This is a genomic window from Halospina sp. K52047b (assembly GCF_008709855.1).
Taxonomy (GTDB): Bacteria; Pseudomonadota; Gammaproteobacteria; order Pseudomonadales; family Oleiphilaceae; genus Halospina; species Halospina utahensis_B.
In genome coordinates this window covers 421,194-440,383 of record NZ_VYJH01000001.1, presented here as the reverse complement: position 1 = coordinate 440,383, position 19,190 = coordinate 421,194, and the positions used below count along the sequence as shown (strand labels likewise).

Genomic DNA, 19,190 nt, shown 5'->3' with positions numbered 1-19,190 from the left:
TTACGCAGGGTCTCAGAAATGCTACGCTGGTACACCATTTCAGAGGCCATCATTTCTCAAGGAACAAGGCTTTTATGCGCGTCATTATCCGTTATTTCTTCCGATCACTGCGCCTGATCCTTACCCCCATCGTCCTGATCAACGAAAAGTTGACCAGCCCCAGAGCCGTATCCCGAAGCTCTGAAGATCAGGCACGCGTTAAACAGGCCGCAAGCAAGCTGGCGCTCTACCAGTTCAAGGCCTGCCCGTTCTGCATCAAGGTCCGCAAGGAAATGTCACGCCTGGGGCTTGCCATTGAAACCCGCGATGCCCAGAACGACCCGGATCACAGGGCTGCCCTCGAAGCCGGCGGCGGGCGGGTCAAAGTGCCCTGTCTGTTGATTGAGCACGACAACGGCGAACAGCAGTGGCTGTATGAATCCGATGACATCAACGCCTGGCTGAGGAAGCAGTTCGAACCTGCATCAAGCTGATGTGAGCGATGCAGGGACCACCTGCATCGCTCGCGCATCAGCCGATGACGGAAACGCCAATCCAGGCCGGGTGCAGCCAGATTGTGAAGACCACATAGATTGCAAGCCCCAGCACGACCGCTATCGCGTCGTTGAAGCGCGATGCCGGCAAGCGCGGAATGGCCCTTGGTGTGCGGCGCTTCAGCGATATGCGGTCGGCTACAGCCCACGCCAGAAAACCACCGAACAGAAGCACGTCCGCAAGCATGCCGTTGGCCAGAAGGTGCCCGAGTGCCCACGCTTTAACCGCCACCAGCATGGGGTGTTTCAGCGTGCTGCTGATCTTCCCCGGAAGGTAGGTCGCGATGAACATCGGGAACGCAACCAGCATCAAAAGCATGGTGATGTGGGATGTCCAGGCCGGCGTTGTATAGAGCACCACCGGGTCCATGCGGGCGATACCGTATCCCTTGACGATGAGCACAAGGCCGATGATCGCTATGACCGAGTAAATGCCCTTGAAGGGCCATTCCCCCATACTCCGCGCCATAGCGTCACGTTGAGCCGGGGCCACAATCGACAGCGAGTGAATGCCCAGAAAGAGCACCAAGCCGAGCAGAAGTAGTGTCATGGGTCAGATCCTTTTTTGTTCAATTCGGTGATGCACGATCCCAGCCCCGTAAGCTAACGACGCGCGATGATATAGACCGCGTGGATAACGCCCGGTAGATAACCGAATAGCGTCAACACGATGTTGATCCAGAACTGCAGCCCAAGTCCGACCTGGAAGAAGACCCCCAGCGGCGGCAGCAGTATGGAAAGAATAAGACGGACCACGTCCATACCAGCCCACTCCTGTGAATGACCTATGACTCAAATTAAGCGGTGACAGCCCACCGGCCTCGCAGCAGACCGAGTGTGCCATGTTTTCGCGTACCGGGGCCAAACGGCGTCGAACAGTTTTACACTTTCCACTGCCCGCCAGTCCCACTCTCCCCGCGAGTCTGTCGCAAAGCGATAAATCTGAAGATTTTTTAACGCACTGGAACACCATTTGCTGAAGCTTAAGTGGTCTCACCGACGGACCGACCCCATCTCACTACTGGCAAGGGAATCGAAGAAATGACCATCAAACAATCAGCCATCGCATTGGGCATCCTGGCGGCAGGCGCGGCAACCGCGGCCTCGGGTGCTTCCATTTCAATTGAAGCTGCCGGTGTCTATCACACCCAGGTCAACGGCGCTACCGAAATCGACTTTGAGAGCGGTGACTGCGGCTCCGCGACCTGCTCCGGCGACTATAACGTTGTTCAGGGAACCGCCGGCGGACAGCACGCCCAGCCCCACGATTTCCCCGAGGACAACCAGTACCTGACCGTGCCCTATGAACAGAGCAATGGCTCGGCAGCTCTGGCACTGGGGACAACCGCCAACTATTTTGGCCTGTACTGGGGCTCCATTGACGATTACAACACCATCAGCTTCTTCCTCGATGGTTCACAGGTGGGGAGCAGTTATAGCGGTAACGACGTTCTGCCGCCATCAGGCGGTGACCAGGAATCGTTCGACGACAACCGTTATGTGAACTTCCACTTCGGCTCCGAGTTCTTCGACACCGTCAGTTTCAGCAGCACGCAGTACGCGTTCGAAAGCGACAACCACGCCTACGCTACGGTCCCCGAACCGGGCACACTGGCACTGCTTGGCGCTGGCCTGCTCGGCCTGGGCATGCGTCGCCGGCGCACCTGAAAGATTCAGGCTGCTGCCACGGCCGCTCCGAAAGGGGCGGCCTTTTTTATGTCAAAACCACCAGACCCCGGCTGGATGATGCCGCTCAACCCGGATACCAGCGTTTTCCAGAAAGTCAATGAACGCCTCCAGATCCTCGGGGTTGAGAAAACGGGCAAGAGGCACGCGCGTGTCGTGATAGGCCAGCATCAGCCTGGGCACCGCAAAACCATGACGGGGCATCTCCATGATCACCCGGACCCAGTGCCGAGGCATGGTCCATTCGGAATCCTTCTGGTTGATCCCCTTTTCGAGCCTCACAGTGTCCGGCGTCAGTACCAGGACCTCCTGTCGATAACACTGGCGCGAGGTGTAGTACAGCCCATAGGCCACCACCGCCAACTCCAGGCCCGCGAACGGCAGGATCATCCAGGCGCCCGCCAGGGACCAGCCAACAGCCACCATCAGGGTGACCACGGCGATCAACCCAAAGAAGATGATGTTCCCCTGCCAACTCAGGGATCGGTTGGGGGTCAGGCGCAGTGCCCTGCCCTCCTCGTAATCCAGGTACTCCAGCATGATGCCACCGACTTGCCTAGACCAACCCGCGATTACTCCTTGCGGGGTCAACCCATACTAGCGCCCCCGCAGGCGCCAGACACCCCCTGTTGCAATCCGGAACCGGGAGCTGGTCGTACTCAGCGATGAGCTACAATAACGTCGATTCCATGATCAAGGAGTTCCGGATGCGTTTCCTTTCCGCCCTGATGCTGCCGGTTGCAGCCGCACTGCTTGCAGCCTGCGGCGACAGCCCCCACGAACCCGTTTCGATGGAGTCCGTGGAGGAGGACGGCGTTCTCAGGGTGGCGACCCGTAACGGTGCCACCACCTATTACCTGAACCGCCACGAGCAGCCCTCTGGCCCGGAATACGATCTGGTCCATGAATTCGCTGAGGCACAGGACTGGGACGTGGAGTGGACCATGCACGAATCCACTGCCGCCGTGATTGAGGCGCTGGAGAAAGGCACCGCTCACCTGGCCGCATCCGGGCTGACCCATCGCCCCTCCCGGAATGAGCGCTTTACGCAGGGGCCCGCGCACAGCGAAGTCACTGAACAGCTGGTGTGCCACCGGGAGGGCCGCCCACTGCCACGGCTTCCCGAGGACATCGCCGGGTTTGAAATCCGGGTGACGGCCAGCTCCAGCTATGTGGAAACCCTCAATGAACTGGCCGCGGAACATGAGGGCATCACCTTCAGCACCAGTGATCGAACCACGGAGGTACTGCTGTCACAGGTCGCCGAACAGCAGTTTGACTGCACTGTCGCGGACTCCAACATCGTCCAGCTCACCCGCAGGCACTGGCCTCACCTGGAAGTTGCCATGAACCTGACCCAGGGACAGAACCTGGGCTGGTACCTGCCTGCGGGCGCTGATGAGCTGGCCGGCAGCGCGCGCGAGTGGATGAACAGCCGCGCTGGCGATGAAGCCATCACCGCCATGGAGAACAAGTACTATTCCTACATCGGTGAATTCGACTTTGTGGACCTCCGGGCCCTGACCCGCCGCATCGAGGAACGGCTGCCGGAATTCAAGGATGAGTTCATCAAGGCCGAGGAGAAGACCGGCATGCCCGCCGAACTGCTGGCCGCCCTCGCCTACCAGGAATCCCACTGGGATCCGGACGCGGTCTCGCCCACCGGGGTGCGGGGCATCATGATGCTGACGCGGCGTACGGCCGGTTCACTGGGGGTTGAGAATCGGCTTGATCCGGTCCAGGCCATTGATGGCGGCGCCCGCTACCTGGCGGATCGTCACGCCCGCCTGCCCGAGACCATCCCGGAACCCGACCGCACCTTCCTGGCCCTGGCCAGTTACAACATCGGGCGCGGTCACCTGCTGGACGCCCGCCAGCTGGCACGGGACCTGGACCGGAATCCCGACTCCTGGGAGCAGATGCGCCAGGTGCTGCCCCTTAAGGCGGATAAGCGCTACTACCCCAGCACCCGCTACGGCTACGCCCGGGGTTACGAGCCCGTACACTACGTTCAGCGGATCCGGAACTACAGGGACGTGATCAGTAAGGAATTCAAATAGTACCGATAGCCAGAGCGGGAATAGCCATCCCCCCGGCAGGCTGATAGGCTTGCCCGGGTCGAATCGCCCCTGAAACCAATGTTGGGATCCATGCCTGAACGCCTGATGGTACTGCTGCTGGCTGGTCTCATGGCCAGTTGCGCCTCCCAGCCGCAAGACGTGGCGGAACCACCGGTTACCGTCCCCGAGACCTTCTCGGTCTCCGGCGATGAACCGGCGCCTGAGCGCTGGTGGCGGAGTTTTGAGGATGACAGCCTCAATCAGCTGGTGGCGGACGGGCTGGATGCCAATCTGGACGTGCTCAGCGCCTGGCAGCGCCTGCGCGAAGCCCGTGCCGCTGTCAACCAGCAGTCCGCGGATCTCTACCCGGACCTGAACGCCACCGCTGACGGAGAGATCAGCAACAGCGACAGCAGCGATTCAGAAGAGAGCCTGCGACTGGGGCTGGGTTCCGAATACGAAGTGGACCTCTGGGGCCGGATCAATTCACAGGTCGAAGCAGAGCAGTTCCGCGCCCGGGCCACCCAGGCCGACTATCAGACGGCGGCACTCTCGCTTGCCGCCGAGGTCACCCGCACCTGGTACCAGCTGCGCGCCCAGCGGGCCCAGCTTGATCTGGCCGAGTCCCAGATCGAGACCAACCGCAGCGTGATGAAACTGCTGGAGACCCAGTTCGCCAGTGGGCAGGCCGGCAGCGCGGATGTGCTGCGCCAGCGCCAGCTGCTGGAATCCACCGAGGAACAGCGCCTGGGCACGGAATCGGATCTCCGGGTGCTGGAGAACCAGCTGGCTGTCCTTCTGGGCCGGGCACCCCGGAACACGGACCTGCCGGCAGGGCGCGGCCTGCCCTCTGAACTGCCGCCCCTGCCGGACACCGGCGTGCCGGCCGAACTGGTCCAGCGCCGCCCGGACGTGCGCCAGGCCTACAACCAGCTGCAGGCCGCCGACTCGGACCTGGCCGCCGCCATCAGCAACCAGTTCCCGCGCCTGACGCTCTCGGCTTCCGCTTCAACGCAGGACAACAGCGTCCAGGATCTGTTTGACAACTGGGCCACAACCCTGGCCGCCAACCTGGTTGCACCACTGATTGATGCCGGCCAGCGCGATGCCCAGGTGCGCCAGTCCCGGGCGGTACGCCGCCAGCGTCTGTACGATTACGGGCAGACCGTCCTTACCGCCTTCCAGGAGGTGGAAAACGCGCTGGTCCAGGAACGCAAGCAACGCCAGGCGATAGAGCGCATCAAGCGCCAGCTGGAGCTTGCCGAGACCACTTACGGGCAACTCCGGCAACAGTATTTCAACGGGCAGGTCGGCTACATTGATGTACTGACCGCCCTGACCGACCGCCAGGACCTGGAGCGCAGCCTGATCAGCGCCCGGCGCCAGCTGCTGGAATACCGCATCGCCCTCTACCGGGCGCTGGCCGGCGGCCTTGACCTCCGAGAAGACTCTGCGAGAGAAACAGGATGAACGAACCGATCAACGACAGCGCAGCACGCCCGGAAACCGGCCGCGCCGGCCGCATCAAGACCGCGTTCATCTCCCTGGCGATACTGGTACTGGGGGCCGCCCTGGTATGGCTGGTATTCCGCACTGAGCCCACTGCCACACGTGGGCCGGACACTGCACGGGAAACCGCGATGCTGGTGGACGTCACCACGGCCGAAAAGGGCGACTACCACCCGACCATCACCGCCATGGGCCAGGTCCGCGCCGCCCGGGAACTCACACTCAGGCCCCGGGTCAGCGGCCAGATTGTCGAGCGCGCCTCGGCGTTCACCCCCGGAGGCATGGTCGATGAAGGCGACATGCTGGTGCGGATTGATCCCGCCGACTATGAGGCCACCCTCCAGCAGCGGCGCAGCGAGCTGCGCCAGGCCCGTGCGGATCTGGACATCGAACAGGGCCGCCAGAATGTGGCGGAACAGGAATTCGAACTTCTGGGCGAGGAACTGGAAGGCACCAATAAGGCCCTGGTCCTGCGCCAACCCCAGCTGGAGCAGGCCCGGGCACAGGTGGAGTCCGCCAAGGCTGCCCTCCGGCAGGCGCAACTGAATCTTGACCGCACGAGCGTCACCGCCCCCTTCAATGCCCGTGTGCTGAGCCGTGACATCAGTCTGGGCACCCAGGTCAATGCCGGCGAGGCGTTGGGGCGCCTGGTGGGTGTGGATGAATACTGGGTGGAGGCAACGGTGCCCCAGAGCGAACTCCCCTGGCTGCGGTTCGAGGAACGCAGTGGTGAGGCCGGCGCACCGGCCACCATCCGTAATGACAGTGCCTGGCCCCAGGGCCAGCATCGCGAGGGGCAACTGCAGCGCCTGGTGGGGGAGCTGAACGAAGACACACGGCTGGCCCGTGTGCTGATCACGGTTCAGGATCCGCTCGCCCTGGACGCCGACTCGCCCGACAAACCGCCCCTGCTCATCGGCTCCTTTCTGAACACTGCCATTGAGGGAAGGGAGATCCAGGATGTGGTGCGCCTGGATCGTAACCATATCCGCCGCAATGACACGGTCTGGGTGATGGAGGACGGTGCGCTTTCCATCCGGGACGTGGCTATCGCCTTCCGTGATGCCGAATACGCCTACGTGAGCAAAGGCGTTGAAGACGGTGAGGCCATCGTCACCAGTGATCTGGCCACCGTGGTCGATGGCGCCGACCTGCGTACCGAAGAGGATGACGGATGAGCGGCGACTCCAACAACGGAGGCTGGACCGGCCCCATTGCCTGGATGGCTCGCAATTCCATCGCTGCCAACCTGCTGATGGTCCTGCTTCTGGGCGGCGGCCTCTGGATGGCCTTTGAGCTCCAGAAGGAAGTATTCCCGGAATTCGAGCCGGATATCGTCCAGGTCTCCGTGACCTATCCCGGGGCCGCCCCCGAAGAAGTGGAACAGGGCATCCTGTTGCCGGTTGAGGAGGCCGTACAGGGGCTGGAGAACATCAAGGAGATGACCTCCACGGCCCGGGAGGGCAGCGGCACCATCACACTGGAGCTGATCAACGGCGCCAACCGCATGAAGGCGCTCCAGGATATTGAGCAGGAAGTGGACCGGATCCGCACCTTCCCGGATGAGGCGGAAGAGCCCCGTGTCCGCCTGCAGAATCGCTCCCATGACGTCATGGAGCTGGTACTCTATGGCGACGTGGACATCTGGACCCTGCGCCAGCTCGGCGAGCAGGTCCGCGACCGGCTGCTGGCCGAGAACGGCATCACCCAAGCCACCATCAGCGATGTGCCGGACTACCTGACGGAAGTGGAAGTCTCGCGGCACCGGCTGCGGGAATACGACCTTACCCTGCAACAGATCGCCCAGCGCATCGAAGCCTCAGCTAAGGACATCCCGGCGGGCTCGGTGGCCACCGAAGGCGGTGACATCCTGCTGCGCATGGAGGAACGCCGCCTCTGGGCCGACGCCTACGAGGACATTGTCATCCGCAACGATGCCTCCGGCGGCACCGTCACCCTGGGTGATATCGCCTCGGTCAGAGACGGCTTCGATGAAACCGGCTTCCACTCCCGCTTCAATGGCCTTCCCTCGGTGGAAATCGAGATCTTCCGCACCGGCACCCAGTCACCACTGACCGTGGCGGCTGCGGGCAAGGAGGTTATGGCGGAGCTGGATAAGACCCTTCCCGACGGTGTCAATCTGCGCATCGACAGCAACCGCGCGGAACACTTCGAGGACCGCATGACCATGCTCCTGGAGAACGGGATCCTGGCCATGGTGATCGTGCTGGTCATTCTCAGTCTCTTCCTGGAATACCGCCTGGCGTTCTGGATCATGATGGGCATGACCATCTCCTTCGTTGGCGGCATGCTGTTCCTACCTCTGCTCGGGGTCAGCATCAACATGATCTCCATGTTCGGCTTCCTGGTGGTGCTCGGGATCGTGGTGGATGACGCCATTGTGGTAGGCGAGAACATCTACGAGTACCGGGAACAGGGCATGGACTTCATGAGTGCCGCCATCCAGGGCACAAAGGACATCGCCGGGCCCGTCACCTTCAGCATCCTGACCAACATCGTGGCCTTCCTGCCGCTGCTGTTCATTCCCGGCGTGATGGGCAGTTTCTGGTGGCCCATGGGGGCGGTGGTGATCGTCGTGCTCGCCATCTCCCTGTTCGAGGCCCTGTTCATCCTGCCCGCCCATCTGGGGCACAGCGGCCGCGGCACCGTCACCGTCTACGGTCACGCGCTGCACAGTGTCCAGCGCGTGTTCTCGCGGGGCTTTGAGGGCGTAATCAACCGCTTCTACCGGCCCCTGCTCGATATCAGCCTGCGCTTCCGCTATGCCACACTGAGCATGGCGGTGGCGGTAATGGCCGTGGTGGGCTCCTACGCCATCAGTGATCACATGGGCATGATCATGATGCCGGAGGTGCCGGCTGACCAGATCGAGGCCGGCGTCACCCTCCCCGTGGGCACCACCACCCGCCGCGCCGGTGAGATCGCCATGCAGATCACCAAGTCCACCCAGCGCCTGTTTGATGAACACAACCTCGATGAGCACGCCGAGGGCATCAAGACCAACGTGCGCGGCGAACGGGCCATTGATGTGGAGATTGTCCTGCGCCCGGAACACGAGCGCGGCATGAGCGTGAAGGAGATCGTGGATCTGTGGCGCAGCGAGATCGGCGATTTCCGCGGTATCGACCAGATCACCTTCGAGGCCGAACAGGGCCCGGGCTCCTGGCGGGATGACATCGCCGTGGACCTCAGCCACTCGGACATTGACGTGCTGGCCCGCGCGAGCGAAACCTTCCTGGAGCGCATGGAGGCATTCAGCTCCACCCGTGATGTCTCGGACAGCCACGCCGCCGGCAAGCCACAGCTGGATATGACGCTCAACGCCCAGGGGCGCGCACTGGGGCTCAGCCCCGCGGAGGTAGGGGGCCAGGTTCGGGATGCCTTCTACGGCGCCGTGGCCCTGCGCCAGCTGCGGGGCACCAACGAGAACGAGATCCGGGTGCGCCTGCCCGAGCACGAACGCCAGGACCTGCGCCACCTGCAGGAATTCGTGATCCAGATGCCCGACGGCGGCGAGGTGCCCCTGATGGACGTGGCGGACAGCTCGATGGGCTCGGCTTTCCGGTCCATCGACCGGCGTGACGGCCGGCGCGTGATCACGGTGGGTATAGATGTGGAGCCCAAGAGCGACATCTCCCGCGTGCTGACCGCCATCCAGTCCGAGGTGTTGCCCCAGCTTCAGGCGGACTTCCCCGGCATCACCTGGAGCTTCGAGGGCAGCCAGGCGGACCTGCGCGAATCCACCGGCACGCTCTACGGCGCCTTCATGCTGGCCATGGGCGTGATCTATGCGTTGCTGGCCGTGGCCTTCCGCAGCTACATACAGCCCGTCATCGTGATGCTGGCCATTCCCTTCGGCGCCGTGGGCGCCATCATCGGGCACATGATCCTGGGCCTCGATATCTCGCTGGTCAGCATGATGGGCATCGTCGCCCTATCGGGCGTGGTGGTGAACGACTCGCTGATCATGGTGGACTACGCCAACCGCCGGCGAGGTGACCGCACCGCCTTTGAGGCCATCTATGAGGCGGGGGTGCGTCGTTTCCGTCCGATCCTTCTGACCACCATGACCACCTTCGGCGGCCTGACGCCCATCATCCTGGAGACCTCCCTGCAGGCCACCTACCTGATCCCAATGGCGGTCTCGCTCGGCTTCGGCATCATATTCGCCACCGCGCTGATCCTCTTCCTGGTGCCCTGCTTCTACCTGGTTCTGGAAGACCTGATGGCCACTATCCGGCGATACACGGGAACGGCCTGAGCCCGGCTCAGGCCTTGAGTTCCAGATGCAGGTTCACCGTCCTGAGCAGGCGCTCCCGGTCAATCCAGCCCACAACGCGATCACCCTCCATGACCGGCAGCTGGTTGAGGTTGTGCTCGGTCATGGTGGCAAGCACCTCGGTTGCCTCCGTCTCGGGGGCAACGCGCACCACCTGCTCGATGGGCGTCATGAGATCCGCGATCCGGAGCTCAGACCAGCGTTCACGGTCGGTGGCGCTGGTGTCACTGAGGCTGACCAGCCCCAGGACACGGTGCCCGTCATCCACCATGTAGGAACGCTGGCCTTCAGGGAGCACACGGCTGTGGATCCACTCTTCAACGGTTGTTGAGGGCGCCACACGCGGCACATCCGGAGCCGCCAGCGCCCCTGCCCGGATTCCGCGGAGCTGCTTCTGCAGGCTGAACTGCTGGCCGTGCCCTTCCGCCATGTTGAGCAGGAACCAGGCCAGCAGCATGAGCCAGAATCCACCAAGCAGATTGCCCTCAACCAGAATGCGCCAGAGCCCCCAGGCGAACAGTCCATAGGCCACCAGTCGACCACCGGCCACGGCCGCGCGCATGCCCTTGCCGGCATCCCCTGTCATCTTCCACACGAGCGCCCGCAGCACACGACCACCGTCCAGCGGGAACCCGGGAACGAGGTTGAACACCGCCACCATCAGGTTGATCACGGCAAGCCAGCCCAGGCCGACAGCCCAGGACTCGGACACAGCCAGCCCGGAAAGTATCCCGAACGCAAGCGCCAGCACAAAACTCACGGCTGGCCCGGCGATGGCGATCCAGAACTCATCCTCGGCGCGTTCACTGTCCTTATCCAGCTGGGCGACCCCGCCGAATATGAACAGCGTGATCGCCCTGACCGGCACGCCCCTCCGGATGGCCACCAGGCTGTGGCCCAGTTCATGGGCGACGATCGAGGCAAAAAACGCAAGCGAAGTAAGCAGCGCAGTGACCACGGCCTGGCTGAACGACCAGGCCGCGAACTGATCCCTCAGCCCCGTGGTCATGGTGAACAGCAACAGCGCGAAGATGACCAGCCAGCTCGCGTGAAGCTCGATACGGATACCCCGGATGTGCCCAAGGGACATCACGGAACGGAACATACCCCTTGGCTCGTGCTGTGAATGATCCATGCGTTCTCTCTTAATCAGTAATGGGTCTGTTGTCTTTCAGGTGTGGGGGATCAGCCACCGAACATCAAGCCGACCCCCAGAATATAGAGCACCATGATCGCCACGCTCTCCGCGCCGATCCGCCCGAGGCCGTAGCGCTCCCGCCGGATCAAGCCCATGATCAGGATGGCGGCCATGACCAGCGTGAGTGCCACCCAGCGTTCCGTATCGGTGGTCATGGTGTGGTAGATGGAGCCCTCCCGGTAGGCAATGTCCGAGGCAGCCATGAAGAGCGTATCGAAGGCGTTGCCACCGATGATGCCGCCCACCGCCAGCGTCAGTGCCCCACGCCTGACCGCAGCCACCGAGGTTACCAGTTCCGGGATGGACGTGCTGACGGCGGTCAACAGGACCCCGACGATGGTCTGGCTCAGTCCCGCCTTGGTACTGATGGTGGTTGCTGCCGGTTCCAGCACCAGGCCCGCCGCCCCGAGGATTGCCATCAACAGCAGAAACTCCGTCCATAGCCGGGCCAGTGGGGGCAGCCGGTTCATGGCCTCGGGCTTGTCCTCGCGCGTATCCCGGGTAATCGAGGGGCGCCACATGGGTGATTCCCAGGCCCCCTGGATCAGTCGCGTGCCGTAGAGGTAGAAACCAATCAGGATCGGTGTGATGGGATGGATCCGCCAGACTGTGGCATCCGGCAGGGTCGGCGCCAGAAGGATCAACGCCAGAAGTCCGATAAGCAGTCCGTTCTGCATCATATTCGGGGCGGAAGCAGCGGCGTGTTCCAGGTTGGCGCGGCGATACACCATGTCTGCTATCGCCAGGAAAAAGGTCTGTACCGCGATGCCACCCAGGGCGTTGCTCACCGCCAGTTCCGGATGCCCCCGGTAAGCGGCCGTCACGGAGAGCACCGAGCCGGCCAGTGACGTTGCAGCCCCCAGAAGCACGGCGCCGGCAGTGGCCTCACCCAGCCCTGTCCGGTCGGCAAGCTGGTCCACCACGCGGGTAATGCGTGTTCCCGCAATGGCAATCACCAGGGCGCAGAGACTGAATACGACAATACTCTGCAGCAGCGTCCAGGTTTCAGGGTTGAGAATCGACACCGGCGCTCTCCATTTCCGGCACTGCGTGGCTTTACGGAAGGCTCAAGCCCTTTCAGCCGTGCTCCCGGACCGGTCCTCCGTGGATCATCTAGGCGGTCTCAGACCGGTTTCGACCATTCTCCTTAGCGGCATAAAGTGCGATGTCCGCCCGCCTCGCCACCATACCGGGAAGCTGCTCTCCCCGAAACACGGCAACGCCCAGACTGGTGGTCACCGGAATGGAGCCGGCACTGGTCGCAAATAACGTATCGGCCACCGCGTGACGCAGCTTTTCCGCCACGGTCATCGCCTCCCGCTCGCCTGCGCCAGGCAGCAGTGCCATGAACTCCTCCCCGCCCCATCGGCCGAGCATATCCTCGGTCCGAAGAACACTGACAAGACGCTGGGCCAATTCCCTGAGAACCTCATCACCCACCTCATGGCCCCAGGTGTCATTGACGTGCTTAAAGTGATCCAGATCCGTCATCACAAGGGCATACCCGGAACCGACCCGAAGGCTGCGGGCATGCTCGGCCTCCAGTCGTTCGTCAAAGGCCCGCCGGTTAGCAAGCCCGGTCAGCACATCGGTACTGGCATTACGCGCCAGTTCCTGGCGCGCCGCGAAGGCGGCAAGTCGCACACGCAACAATTCTTCCGCAACCACAATTCCGAGAACAGCCATGAGCAGTGGATGAATGAGCGCGCTAAACCATTCAACAGCGGACAGGGACTGACCCATCACCACCCAACCCAACGCCAACGCGGGGATGCCATAGGTCAGCACAAGGTCTCTCGCACCCGCAGTGGCCAGCACAGCGACCAGCGCGATCACGACCACAAGCCCCTTGGCCATGAACCCCTCGCCTTCTCCCGCCCCACCAAGGTGCTCAGCCATGAGTCCGGTCATCATGAGCATCCCCGAAAGGCAGTACAGCACCAGCATAGGCCGTGGCCAGTTGCCTTCGGGCAAGCGCCAGTTGAGGAACAGAGCCCCCACGGCGGTAACCACTGGGGGCAGCCGCCAGGCCATGTGTTCCCACCAGTGGTGGTCCGCCCAATCATAGAGCCAGAGATCGGCCACCTGGAACAGGGGAATGATCAGCAGCCCTGCAGCACAGGCAAGAACGCAAAAGCGCCGCGCAAGAGATCGTTGGTACTCGCGGAAATCCGCCTGCCATTCAGCCGGCAGAGAACGATAATAAAAACGCACGGAGCACTACCACTTCAAAGAAAAATGAACGACCATCGGGGCGACCCTTCCGAGTGGCCCACCCTTGCTGTTGTAAGCCGCAATTGCAGAAGTTCTTTTGTACCCGAACTGGCACCACTGATGCCACTCATTAAAGTCACTCAATTGTTATAGTCTGTCCAACGACTGACAAGCCGGAGCGAGACATGCCGCAGAGTATGAGTTTGAACGAGCGGGTTGAGCATATCCGTGACCAGACCCCGCTGGATGCCGCCGAGGAGCTGGTGCGACTGCCCGCCGATGATATCCAGTTCATTCTCTCTGGGCTGCCCTCGGAGCAGGCAGTCACCATAGCCTCCCATATGGGCGAAGCGGCCGCGCCGGGCGAGGCGGCCACCCGTGCTGTGCTCTCAGGCATGGAAGAAACCATCGGGGAGCTGATGACAGGCCCGACGGCAACGCTGCCGTCGGACTACACCGTCGCCGAAGCGCTGACCTTCATGGTGAAAAGCTCTGATGTCTCCGGGATCAGCTACATGTTCGTGACCGACGCGGATCGCCTGGTGGGTATTGTGGGGATGCGCGACCTGATCCTGGCCAAGCCCTCCGAAACCCTGGCCAGCATCATGGTCCACGAGCCCTTCGCCTTCCGGCAGGACACGCCGCTCGATGAAGCGATCGACGAAGTGCAGCAACGCCACTACCGCATGTATCCGGTGGTGGACGAGCAGCAGCGTGTGGTGGGCGAAGTGCGTGGCTGGAAACTGTACGAGCGCCTTGCCTCGGAGCTCAGCGCCCAGGCCGGCTCCCAGTATGGTGTGGCGAAGGAAGAGCAGATCAACACGCCGGTGTTCGCCGCCTTCCGCATGCGCCACCCCTGGCTGCAGGTAAACCTGATCACCGCCTTTGCCGCAGCCTTCGTGGTCGGGATGTTTGAGAGCACCATTGCGCAGATCGTTGCCCTGGCCGCCTTCCTGCCGGTGCTCGCAGGCCAGAGCGGTAACACTGGCTGCCAGGCGCTGGCGATCACCCTGCGCGGCATCACTCTGGGCAAGATACAGGACTATCCCATCAGCCGATTGCTGCGTAAGGAGATCCTGCTGGGCGCGCTCAACGGTGCCGCCGTGGGCGTGATCGCCGGCGTTGCCATGTTTGCCTATGCGGTTTCCACCGATTCCGCCAATCCGGCCATGCTCGGCTTCGTCATCTTCATCGCCATGATCGGCGCCTGTATGGGCAGCGGTATCTTCGGTGTCGCCGTGCCGTTGCTGCTGCAGCGCTTCGGAGCGGATCCGGCCACCGCCAGCAGTATTTTCCTGACCACCTTCACCGACATCATCGGCATGGGCCTGATGCTGTTCCTGGCTTCCACGCTGGTGCTGTAACAGGCAGGCATTCCACCAGCGCTGGCCACCGAATCCCGAGCGGATTGCTGACAAAAATCATAAGGCCCGAACAGGGCGGCCTCTACACTGGGGGCGACACTTAAGACCAGGTTTGGCTATGACGACTGTCAGATTGGCCCTTACATTTGTTCTCGCCGGTTTCACAGCACTTTGGCTGGCCCCCGGAATAGTCGCGCCGGACACCGGCCGCAGTCTTCAGCCCCTGGTCACCCAGTACACAGGCACCATGGCTCTGGCCCTGATGAGTCTCGCCATGGTCCTGGCCACCCGCCCGAAATGGCTCGAACGCCCCCTGAATGGGCTCGACAGGATGTACCGCCTACACAAATGGCTCGGCATCACGGGCCTGGGGTTCATGCTCGTTCACTGGTGGGTGTCTTCCGGCAAACATCTGCGGCTCCGCAGGGGGTGGGCAGAGGAGGCGCCAGCCGCGCTGCAGGCCTGGCTCCAGCAGCAGGAAGGCATGGCCGAAGCCGTTGGTGAATGGACCTTCTACGCGGTTGTGGTACTGCTGCTCCTGGCAATCGTGCGCTGGTTCCCCTACCACCTGTTCCAGAAAGTCCACAGGCTTCTGGCCGTCGCCTACGTGTTCATCGTGTACCACAGCCTGGTCCTGATGCCCCCAAACTACTGGACCCAGCCCATCGGTTGGCTGGTTGCCGCCCTGATAGTAGCCGGCCTGGTTTCCACAGTGATTGTACTCTCAGGGCGCATCGGTCACAGCCGCAAGGTGAACGGCACCATTGAATCCCTCACTTTCTATCCGCGCCTCGAGGTTCTTGAGGGCACAGTGAACCTGGACGAGGGATGGCCCGGCCACAGACCCGGCCAGTTCGCCTTCATCACCGATGAAAAGCGCGAAGGCGCCCACCCCTACACCATCGCCTCCGACTGGGTACCGGAAGAGCACCGCCTGACGTTCTTTGTGAAGGAACTCGGTGACCACACTCGAGAAATGCCAGCAGTGCTGAAGGAAGGCATGCCGGTCACCGTTGAAGGCCCCTACGGCTGCTTCGATTTTGAGGATAACCACTGCCGCCAGATCTGGATCGCCGGCGGCATCGGCATCACCCCCTTTGTGGCCCGGATGAAATACCTGGCCCATAACCCGGGGGAACACAGCCGGATTGACCTTTTCTTCTGCACCGAGGAATACGACCAGAAAGCTGCCGAGAAACTCATCGCGGATGCCAGAGCCGCCGAGGTGCAACTCCATCTCTACTACACACCAAGGGATGGCTTCCTTACGGGCGACCGAATCCGCGCCACAGTACCCGAATGGAACAATGCGAGCATCTGGTTCTGTGGCCCGACGGGATTCGGCCACGCCCTCAAGCGTGACCTGGTGGCCAATGGTCTACGGCCCAAAGACTTCCATCAGGAACTGTTCAGGATGCGCTGAGCACTACTCACTACTACGAACCAACTTCTAACCTGGAAACCGGTCATATTGTGGCCAGGCATCCGACACCCCATACCAGGAGGGCTTTTCTGAAACAAAACCCTGGTATTGATGTGAGGGGTTCAGTGCCGTATCCAGGGTGCCGATTCGCAAGCGCTTGGACTCCGGCGCATCATCGCGGGCACTGTACAGTGGGGATCCGCAATTACTGCAGAACACCCTCGCTTTCTGGGGTGTAGCCCTGAATTCCTTCAGAAACTCTTCGCCCTTCAGGATCTCGAAGTATTGACTCTCGATCGGCGCCACGGCGACGAAAGCCGAGCCCGACGACTTCTGACACTCTTTGCAGTGGCAGCGGGACACTTCGTCAATGGACCCAGAGTACCGGTACTGGATATTTCCGCAAAGACAGCTTCCATGATGCATAAACGCCTCCTTGGTTGGTACAACAAAGCGTAGCCACCTGCGGCTTCCCCTCAAGACACGACCCGCCAACTTGGTGACCAATCATCCTCTCGTGCAGGGCTTATCGGGGGCTACTGGTTAATTGGAATACCGAGCTCTCGGCAGACCGTGGCCAACGCAAATCCAGCACCCAGCCCAAACATATTCCAGGGAAACACATCCCCAACAGCGTAGTAGCCCACGGTACCGGCCAGACCAAAGCCCACTAGACCGATCACCGCTTTTTGTCTGTGAACCTCCCAGAATGCTTCCCGCTGGCGCTTTCTGTCCTGTTTACGAGCCAATGCTAGACTGCGAGTAATCATCCCTGTAGCACTCGGGCGTTTCCGCCCATCAACGCCAAAAAGCCCGAGGGAGTGGAGAATAATCATTATGAGCAACCCCCTCTCCAACGAGGAGGAATTGTTCGAAGGACTCAAAGCCCTGTCTGACAGTTCTTTTCCAAAGGAATGCGCCACTTGCGGTCGCGTTTACCGGTCACCGCAGGATTTTGTGCAACAGTCAGATGACATTGCTGGCCGATCCGGTCTCAAGCTCGGTTACGACGATGACGAGCGCCCGGTGGTTGAACTGTTTCGCAACTGTGTATGTGGTTCAACCCTGATGGACTTTTTCTCAGACCGGCGAGATACATCCCGGTCGGGACTAAAACGACGCCAGGTATTCGGTAAATTGCTGGCCCACTTGGAAAGCCGTGGAATGGACAATAAAACTGCCAGGGACGAATTGCTGAAGCTCATGCGGGGAGACGCCAGCGAAAAGATCGAGAGTCTAGGCATTCAGCTCAAAGCACGCACTTATAAAGGAAGCGACAGTGCCTAAAACGACCCTTTGTAACGGTGTACTCAGCAGCTTCCATGCACCTATTTCCATGTGGGTTCATCTATACATAACGGCGAAGCGCACCGGTGCGCGTCCGCGTGACGCGACTGGTTATGCCCTACGATCTGTGGGTGAGCCCGAATTCCAGGGTCGAATATTACTCAGCTGCTCGGCCAAAGCCTCTTCAGTCACCTCAGTATCATAAGCAGCTTGCGCCCGAAGCCAATAGCCATTGGATAGCCCAAAGAAACGATAGAGTCGCAGATCCGTATCGGCGGTTATAGAGCGCTTCCCGACAATGATCTGTCCAATACGCTGAGCCGGCACTCCAATTTCTTTGGCTAGGCGATACTGTGAGATCCCCATAGGCTCAAGAAACTCTTCCTTCAGCAACTCGCCAGGCGTTACAGGATCAATATCGCGCATAAGTCACCCCCTTAATGGTAATCAACGATTTCGACATCTTCCGCGCCAGCTTTCGTCCACCGGAAGCACAATCGAAATTGCTGGTTAATCCGGATGCTGTACTCGCCTCGGCGATCACCACTCAAAATTCACAAAGCGTTTAACGCGACGCCCGCTGGCCAGTTTCTCGGTATCCCTACACTTGAACGAGATGATCATGATTCAACAGTGACGCATCGCGTTAATAACGCAAAGCGTTACTACGGCAAGGCTTACGCGCCGGCTTGTAGGCGCGCAGCGCCGGAAAGACGGTCGCCGTAGAGGGGTTCTACCCCGTTTCGCCGTGCCTGCACTTGTTAGGTCGGGTTGTTTTTCGAGATCAAAAGCATACCACCCGCACCTATGAATGTGCCGCCAAATAGCTTTCCTATAACTCTGTATAGCGTGGAATTGCCTATCGCTGTGAACGTTCGACGCACTGCAACTGCACAAATAAGTAAACATGAAAACGAAAGAGATATGAATGTTGATATCAGCAATAGGAATTGCGGTAACAAATTTGTATTAGGATCAATAAACTGTGGGAATAGTGCCGTTGTAAACAAAATTGCTTTTGGGTTTGACAGAGCGACGGCAACTCCTTGAGCGTACAACGAAATCACACTTTTTTGATTACTATCAGTTTTTGCATTCAAAGGTGATAAGCCCTTTCTCCACAATCTCACCCCCAAGTAAATGAGGTACATGGCTCCCATAATTTTGACAGCAGTGAACGCCATTGGAGTATGCACAAGTAGTGAACCGACCCCAAGCACTGATAGCGTAGATAGAATGGCAAGCCCGGTGACATTGCCGGCAATAGTGAAAACGGTTTTTGCAACACCGAAGCCAATGCTATGTGACGACACAAGCAACATCGCAGGGCCGGGATTGGCAGTAGCTACTACAGCCACTAAAACGAACGTGATCCAAACCTCGATATTCATGTATGCTCCAAAGTGTACTGTCTAACGAGGCTATAGAGAAAGGTCAAGTCTTCTCCAGCGCCTTAATTTGGACAATATTTGTGCGCAATATCGCGCTCTCTCGCAAAACCTGAGGCCTCAATTCCCGAAAGCTTCATCAGATTTCACGCTTGGGCACGGTCATTCTGAACCCTTGGACTTTTTCTACAGTCTCAACGCAGAGCGCACCGGTGCGCTTTTTGGAGC

At 60.7% G+C, this 19,190-nt stretch carries 20 protein-coding genes; 9 read left to right on the top strand and 11 right to left on the bottom strand.

Annotated features, from left to right (window positions below):
• The first annotated feature begins 74 nt into the window (after positions 1–74).
• Positions 75–473, top strand: a complete 399-nt coding sequence (locus F3089_RS02175; protein WP_151439202.1) for a glutaredoxin family protein — start codon at positions 75–77, stop codon at positions 471–473.
• A 37-nt stretch (positions 474–510) separates the two neighbouring features.
• On the opposite strand, the gene F3089_RS02170 is transcribed toward F3089_RS02175, so the two are convergent.
• A complete protein-coding gene (locus F3089_RS02170; RefSeq protein ID WP_151439201.1) occupies positions 511–1,083 on the bottom strand; it encodes an NnrU family protein in 573 nt (190 codons plus the stop codon).
• Positions 1,084–1,136: 53 nt separating this feature from the next.
• A complete protein-coding gene (locus F3089_RS02165) occupies positions 1,137–1,295 on the bottom strand; it encodes a YqaE/Pmp3 family membrane protein (protein ID WP_151439200.1) in 159 nt (52 codons plus the stop codon).
• Positions 1,296–1,574: 279 nt separating this feature from the next.
• Here F3089_RS02165 and F3089_RS02160 point away from each other — a divergent pair, with 279 nt between their 5' ends.
• On the top strand, positions 1,575–2,201 hold the full coding sequence (locus F3089_RS02160) for an Npun_F0296 family exosortase-dependent surface protein (RefSeq protein ID WP_151439199.1): 627 nt from the start codon (positions 1,575–1,577) through the stop codon (positions 2,199–2,201).
• Positions 2,202–2,252: 51 nt separating this feature from the next.
• Here the strand turns inward: F3089_RS02160 and F3089_RS02155 are convergent, their stop codons facing one another.
• Positions 2,253–2,759, bottom strand: a complete 507-nt coding sequence (locus tag F3089_RS02155) for a DUF2244 domain-containing protein (RefSeq protein WP_151439198.1) — start codon at positions 2,757–2,759, stop codon at positions 2,253–2,255.
• Positions 2,760–2,884: 125 nt separating this feature from the next.
• Between F3089_RS02155 and mltF the strand changes: the two genes are divergently transcribed.
• The 4 genes from mltF (at position 2,885) to F3089_RS02135 (ending at position 10,070) form a co-directional block, all read left to right on the top strand.
• Entirely contained in the window at positions 2,885–4,279 is a 1,395-nt protein-coding gene (gene mltF, locus F3089_RS02150; protein ID WP_225741646.1) for a membrane-bound lytic murein transglycosylase MltF, read from the top strand.
• 90 nt (positions 4,280–4,369) lie between these two features.
• Entirely contained in the window at positions 4,370–5,749 is a 1,380-nt protein-coding gene (locus tag F3089_RS02145) for an efflux transporter outer membrane subunit (RefSeq protein ID WP_192497250.1), read from the top strand.
• A complete protein-coding gene (locus tag F3089_RS02140) occupies positions 5,746–6,966 on the top strand; it encodes an efflux RND transporter periplasmic adaptor subunit (RefSeq protein WP_151439196.1) in 1,221 nt (406 codons plus the stop codon). Before F3089_RS02145 ends, F3089_RS02140 begins: the two co-directional genes overlap by 4 nt.
• Entirely contained in the window at positions 6,963–10,070 is a 3,108-nt protein-coding gene (locus F3089_RS02135; RefSeq protein ID WP_151439195.1) for an efflux RND transporter permease subunit, read from the top strand. The genes F3089_RS02140 and F3089_RS02135 overlap by 4 nt, the downstream gene beginning before the upstream one ends.
• Before the next feature lie 7 nt (positions 10,071–10,077).
• Here F3089_RS02135 and F3089_RS02130 read toward each other — a convergent pair whose 3' ends face one another.
• The 3 genes from F3089_RS02130 to F3089_RS02120 all read right to left on the bottom strand — a co-directional run bounded on the left by F3089_RS02130 (position 10,078) and on the right by F3089_RS02120 (position 13,500).
• Positions 10,078–11,193, bottom strand: a complete 1,116-nt coding sequence (locus F3089_RS02130) for a site-2 protease family protein (RefSeq protein ID WP_151439277.1) — start codon at positions 11,191–11,193, stop codon at positions 10,078–10,080.
• 80 nt (positions 11,194–11,273) lie between these two features.
• Positions 11,274–12,311: a sodium:calcium antiporter gene (locus F3089_RS02125; protein WP_151439194.1), complete on the bottom strand. Its 1,038-nt coding sequence runs from the start codon at positions 12,309–12,311 to the stop codon at positions 11,274–11,276.
• Positions 12,312–12,399: 88 nt separating this feature from the next.
• Positions 12,400–13,500: a GGDEF domain-containing protein gene (locus tag F3089_RS02120; protein ID WP_225741645.1), complete on the bottom strand. Its 1,101-nt coding sequence runs from the start codon at positions 13,498–13,500 to the stop codon at positions 12,400–12,402.
• Positions 13,501–13,685: 185 nt separating this feature from the next.
• Between F3089_RS02120 and F3089_RS02115 the strand changes: the two genes are divergently transcribed.
• On the top strand, positions 13,686–14,864 hold the full coding sequence (locus tag F3089_RS02115) for a magnesium transporter (RefSeq protein ID WP_151439193.1): 1,179 nt from the start codon (positions 13,686–13,688) through the stop codon (positions 14,862–14,864).
• A gap of 118 nt (positions 14,865–14,982) precedes the next feature.
• Positions 14,983–16,287, top strand: a complete 1,305-nt coding sequence (locus tag F3089_RS02110) for a ferredoxin reductase family protein (RefSeq protein WP_151439192.1) — start codon at positions 14,983–14,985, stop codon at positions 16,285–16,287.
• 27 nt (positions 16,288–16,314) lie between these two features.
• Here the strand turns inward: F3089_RS02110 and F3089_RS02105 are convergent, their stop codons facing one another.
• Both F3089_RS02105 and F3089_RS02100 read right to left on the bottom strand, forming a co-directional pair.
• Entirely contained in the window at positions 16,315–16,713 is a 399-nt protein-coding gene (locus F3089_RS02105; RefSeq protein WP_151439191.1) for a GFA family protein, read from the bottom strand.
• A 110-nt stretch (positions 16,714–16,823) separates the two neighbouring features.
• On the bottom strand, positions 16,824–17,123 hold the full coding sequence (locus F3089_RS02100) for a hypothetical protein (protein WP_151439190.1): 300 nt from the start codon (positions 17,121–17,123) through the stop codon (positions 16,824–16,826).
• Position 17,124: 1 nt separating this feature from the next.
• Here F3089_RS02100 and F3089_RS02095 point away from each other — a divergent pair, with 1 nt between their 5' ends.
• Positions 17,125–17,574: an oxidoreductase gene (locus tag F3089_RS02095; protein WP_192497249.1), complete on the top strand. Its 450-nt coding sequence runs from the start codon at positions 17,125–17,127 to the stop codon at positions 17,572–17,574.
• A gap of 111 nt (positions 17,575–17,685) precedes the next feature.
• Here F3089_RS02095 and F3089_RS02090 read toward each other — a convergent pair whose 3' ends face one another.
• The 3 genes from F3089_RS02090 to F3089_RS02080 form a co-directional block, all read right to left on the bottom strand.
• A complete protein-coding gene (locus tag F3089_RS02090) occupies positions 17,686–18,000 on the bottom strand; it encodes a HigA family addiction module antitoxin (protein WP_151439189.1) in 315 nt (104 codons plus the stop codon).
• Between the two features lie 11 nt (positions 18,001–18,011).
• Positions 18,012–18,125, bottom strand: a complete 114-nt coding sequence (locus tag F3089_RS16220) for a type II toxin-antitoxin system RelE/ParE family toxin (RefSeq protein ID WP_502707320.1) — start codon at positions 18,123–18,125, stop codon at positions 18,012–18,014.
• A 210-nt stretch (positions 18,126–18,335) separates the two neighbouring features.
• Entirely contained in the window at positions 18,336–18,965 is a 630-nt protein-coding gene (locus F3089_RS02080; protein ID WP_151439188.1) for a LysE family translocator, read from the bottom strand.
• Between the last annotated feature and the right edge of the window lie 225 nt (positions 18,966–19,190).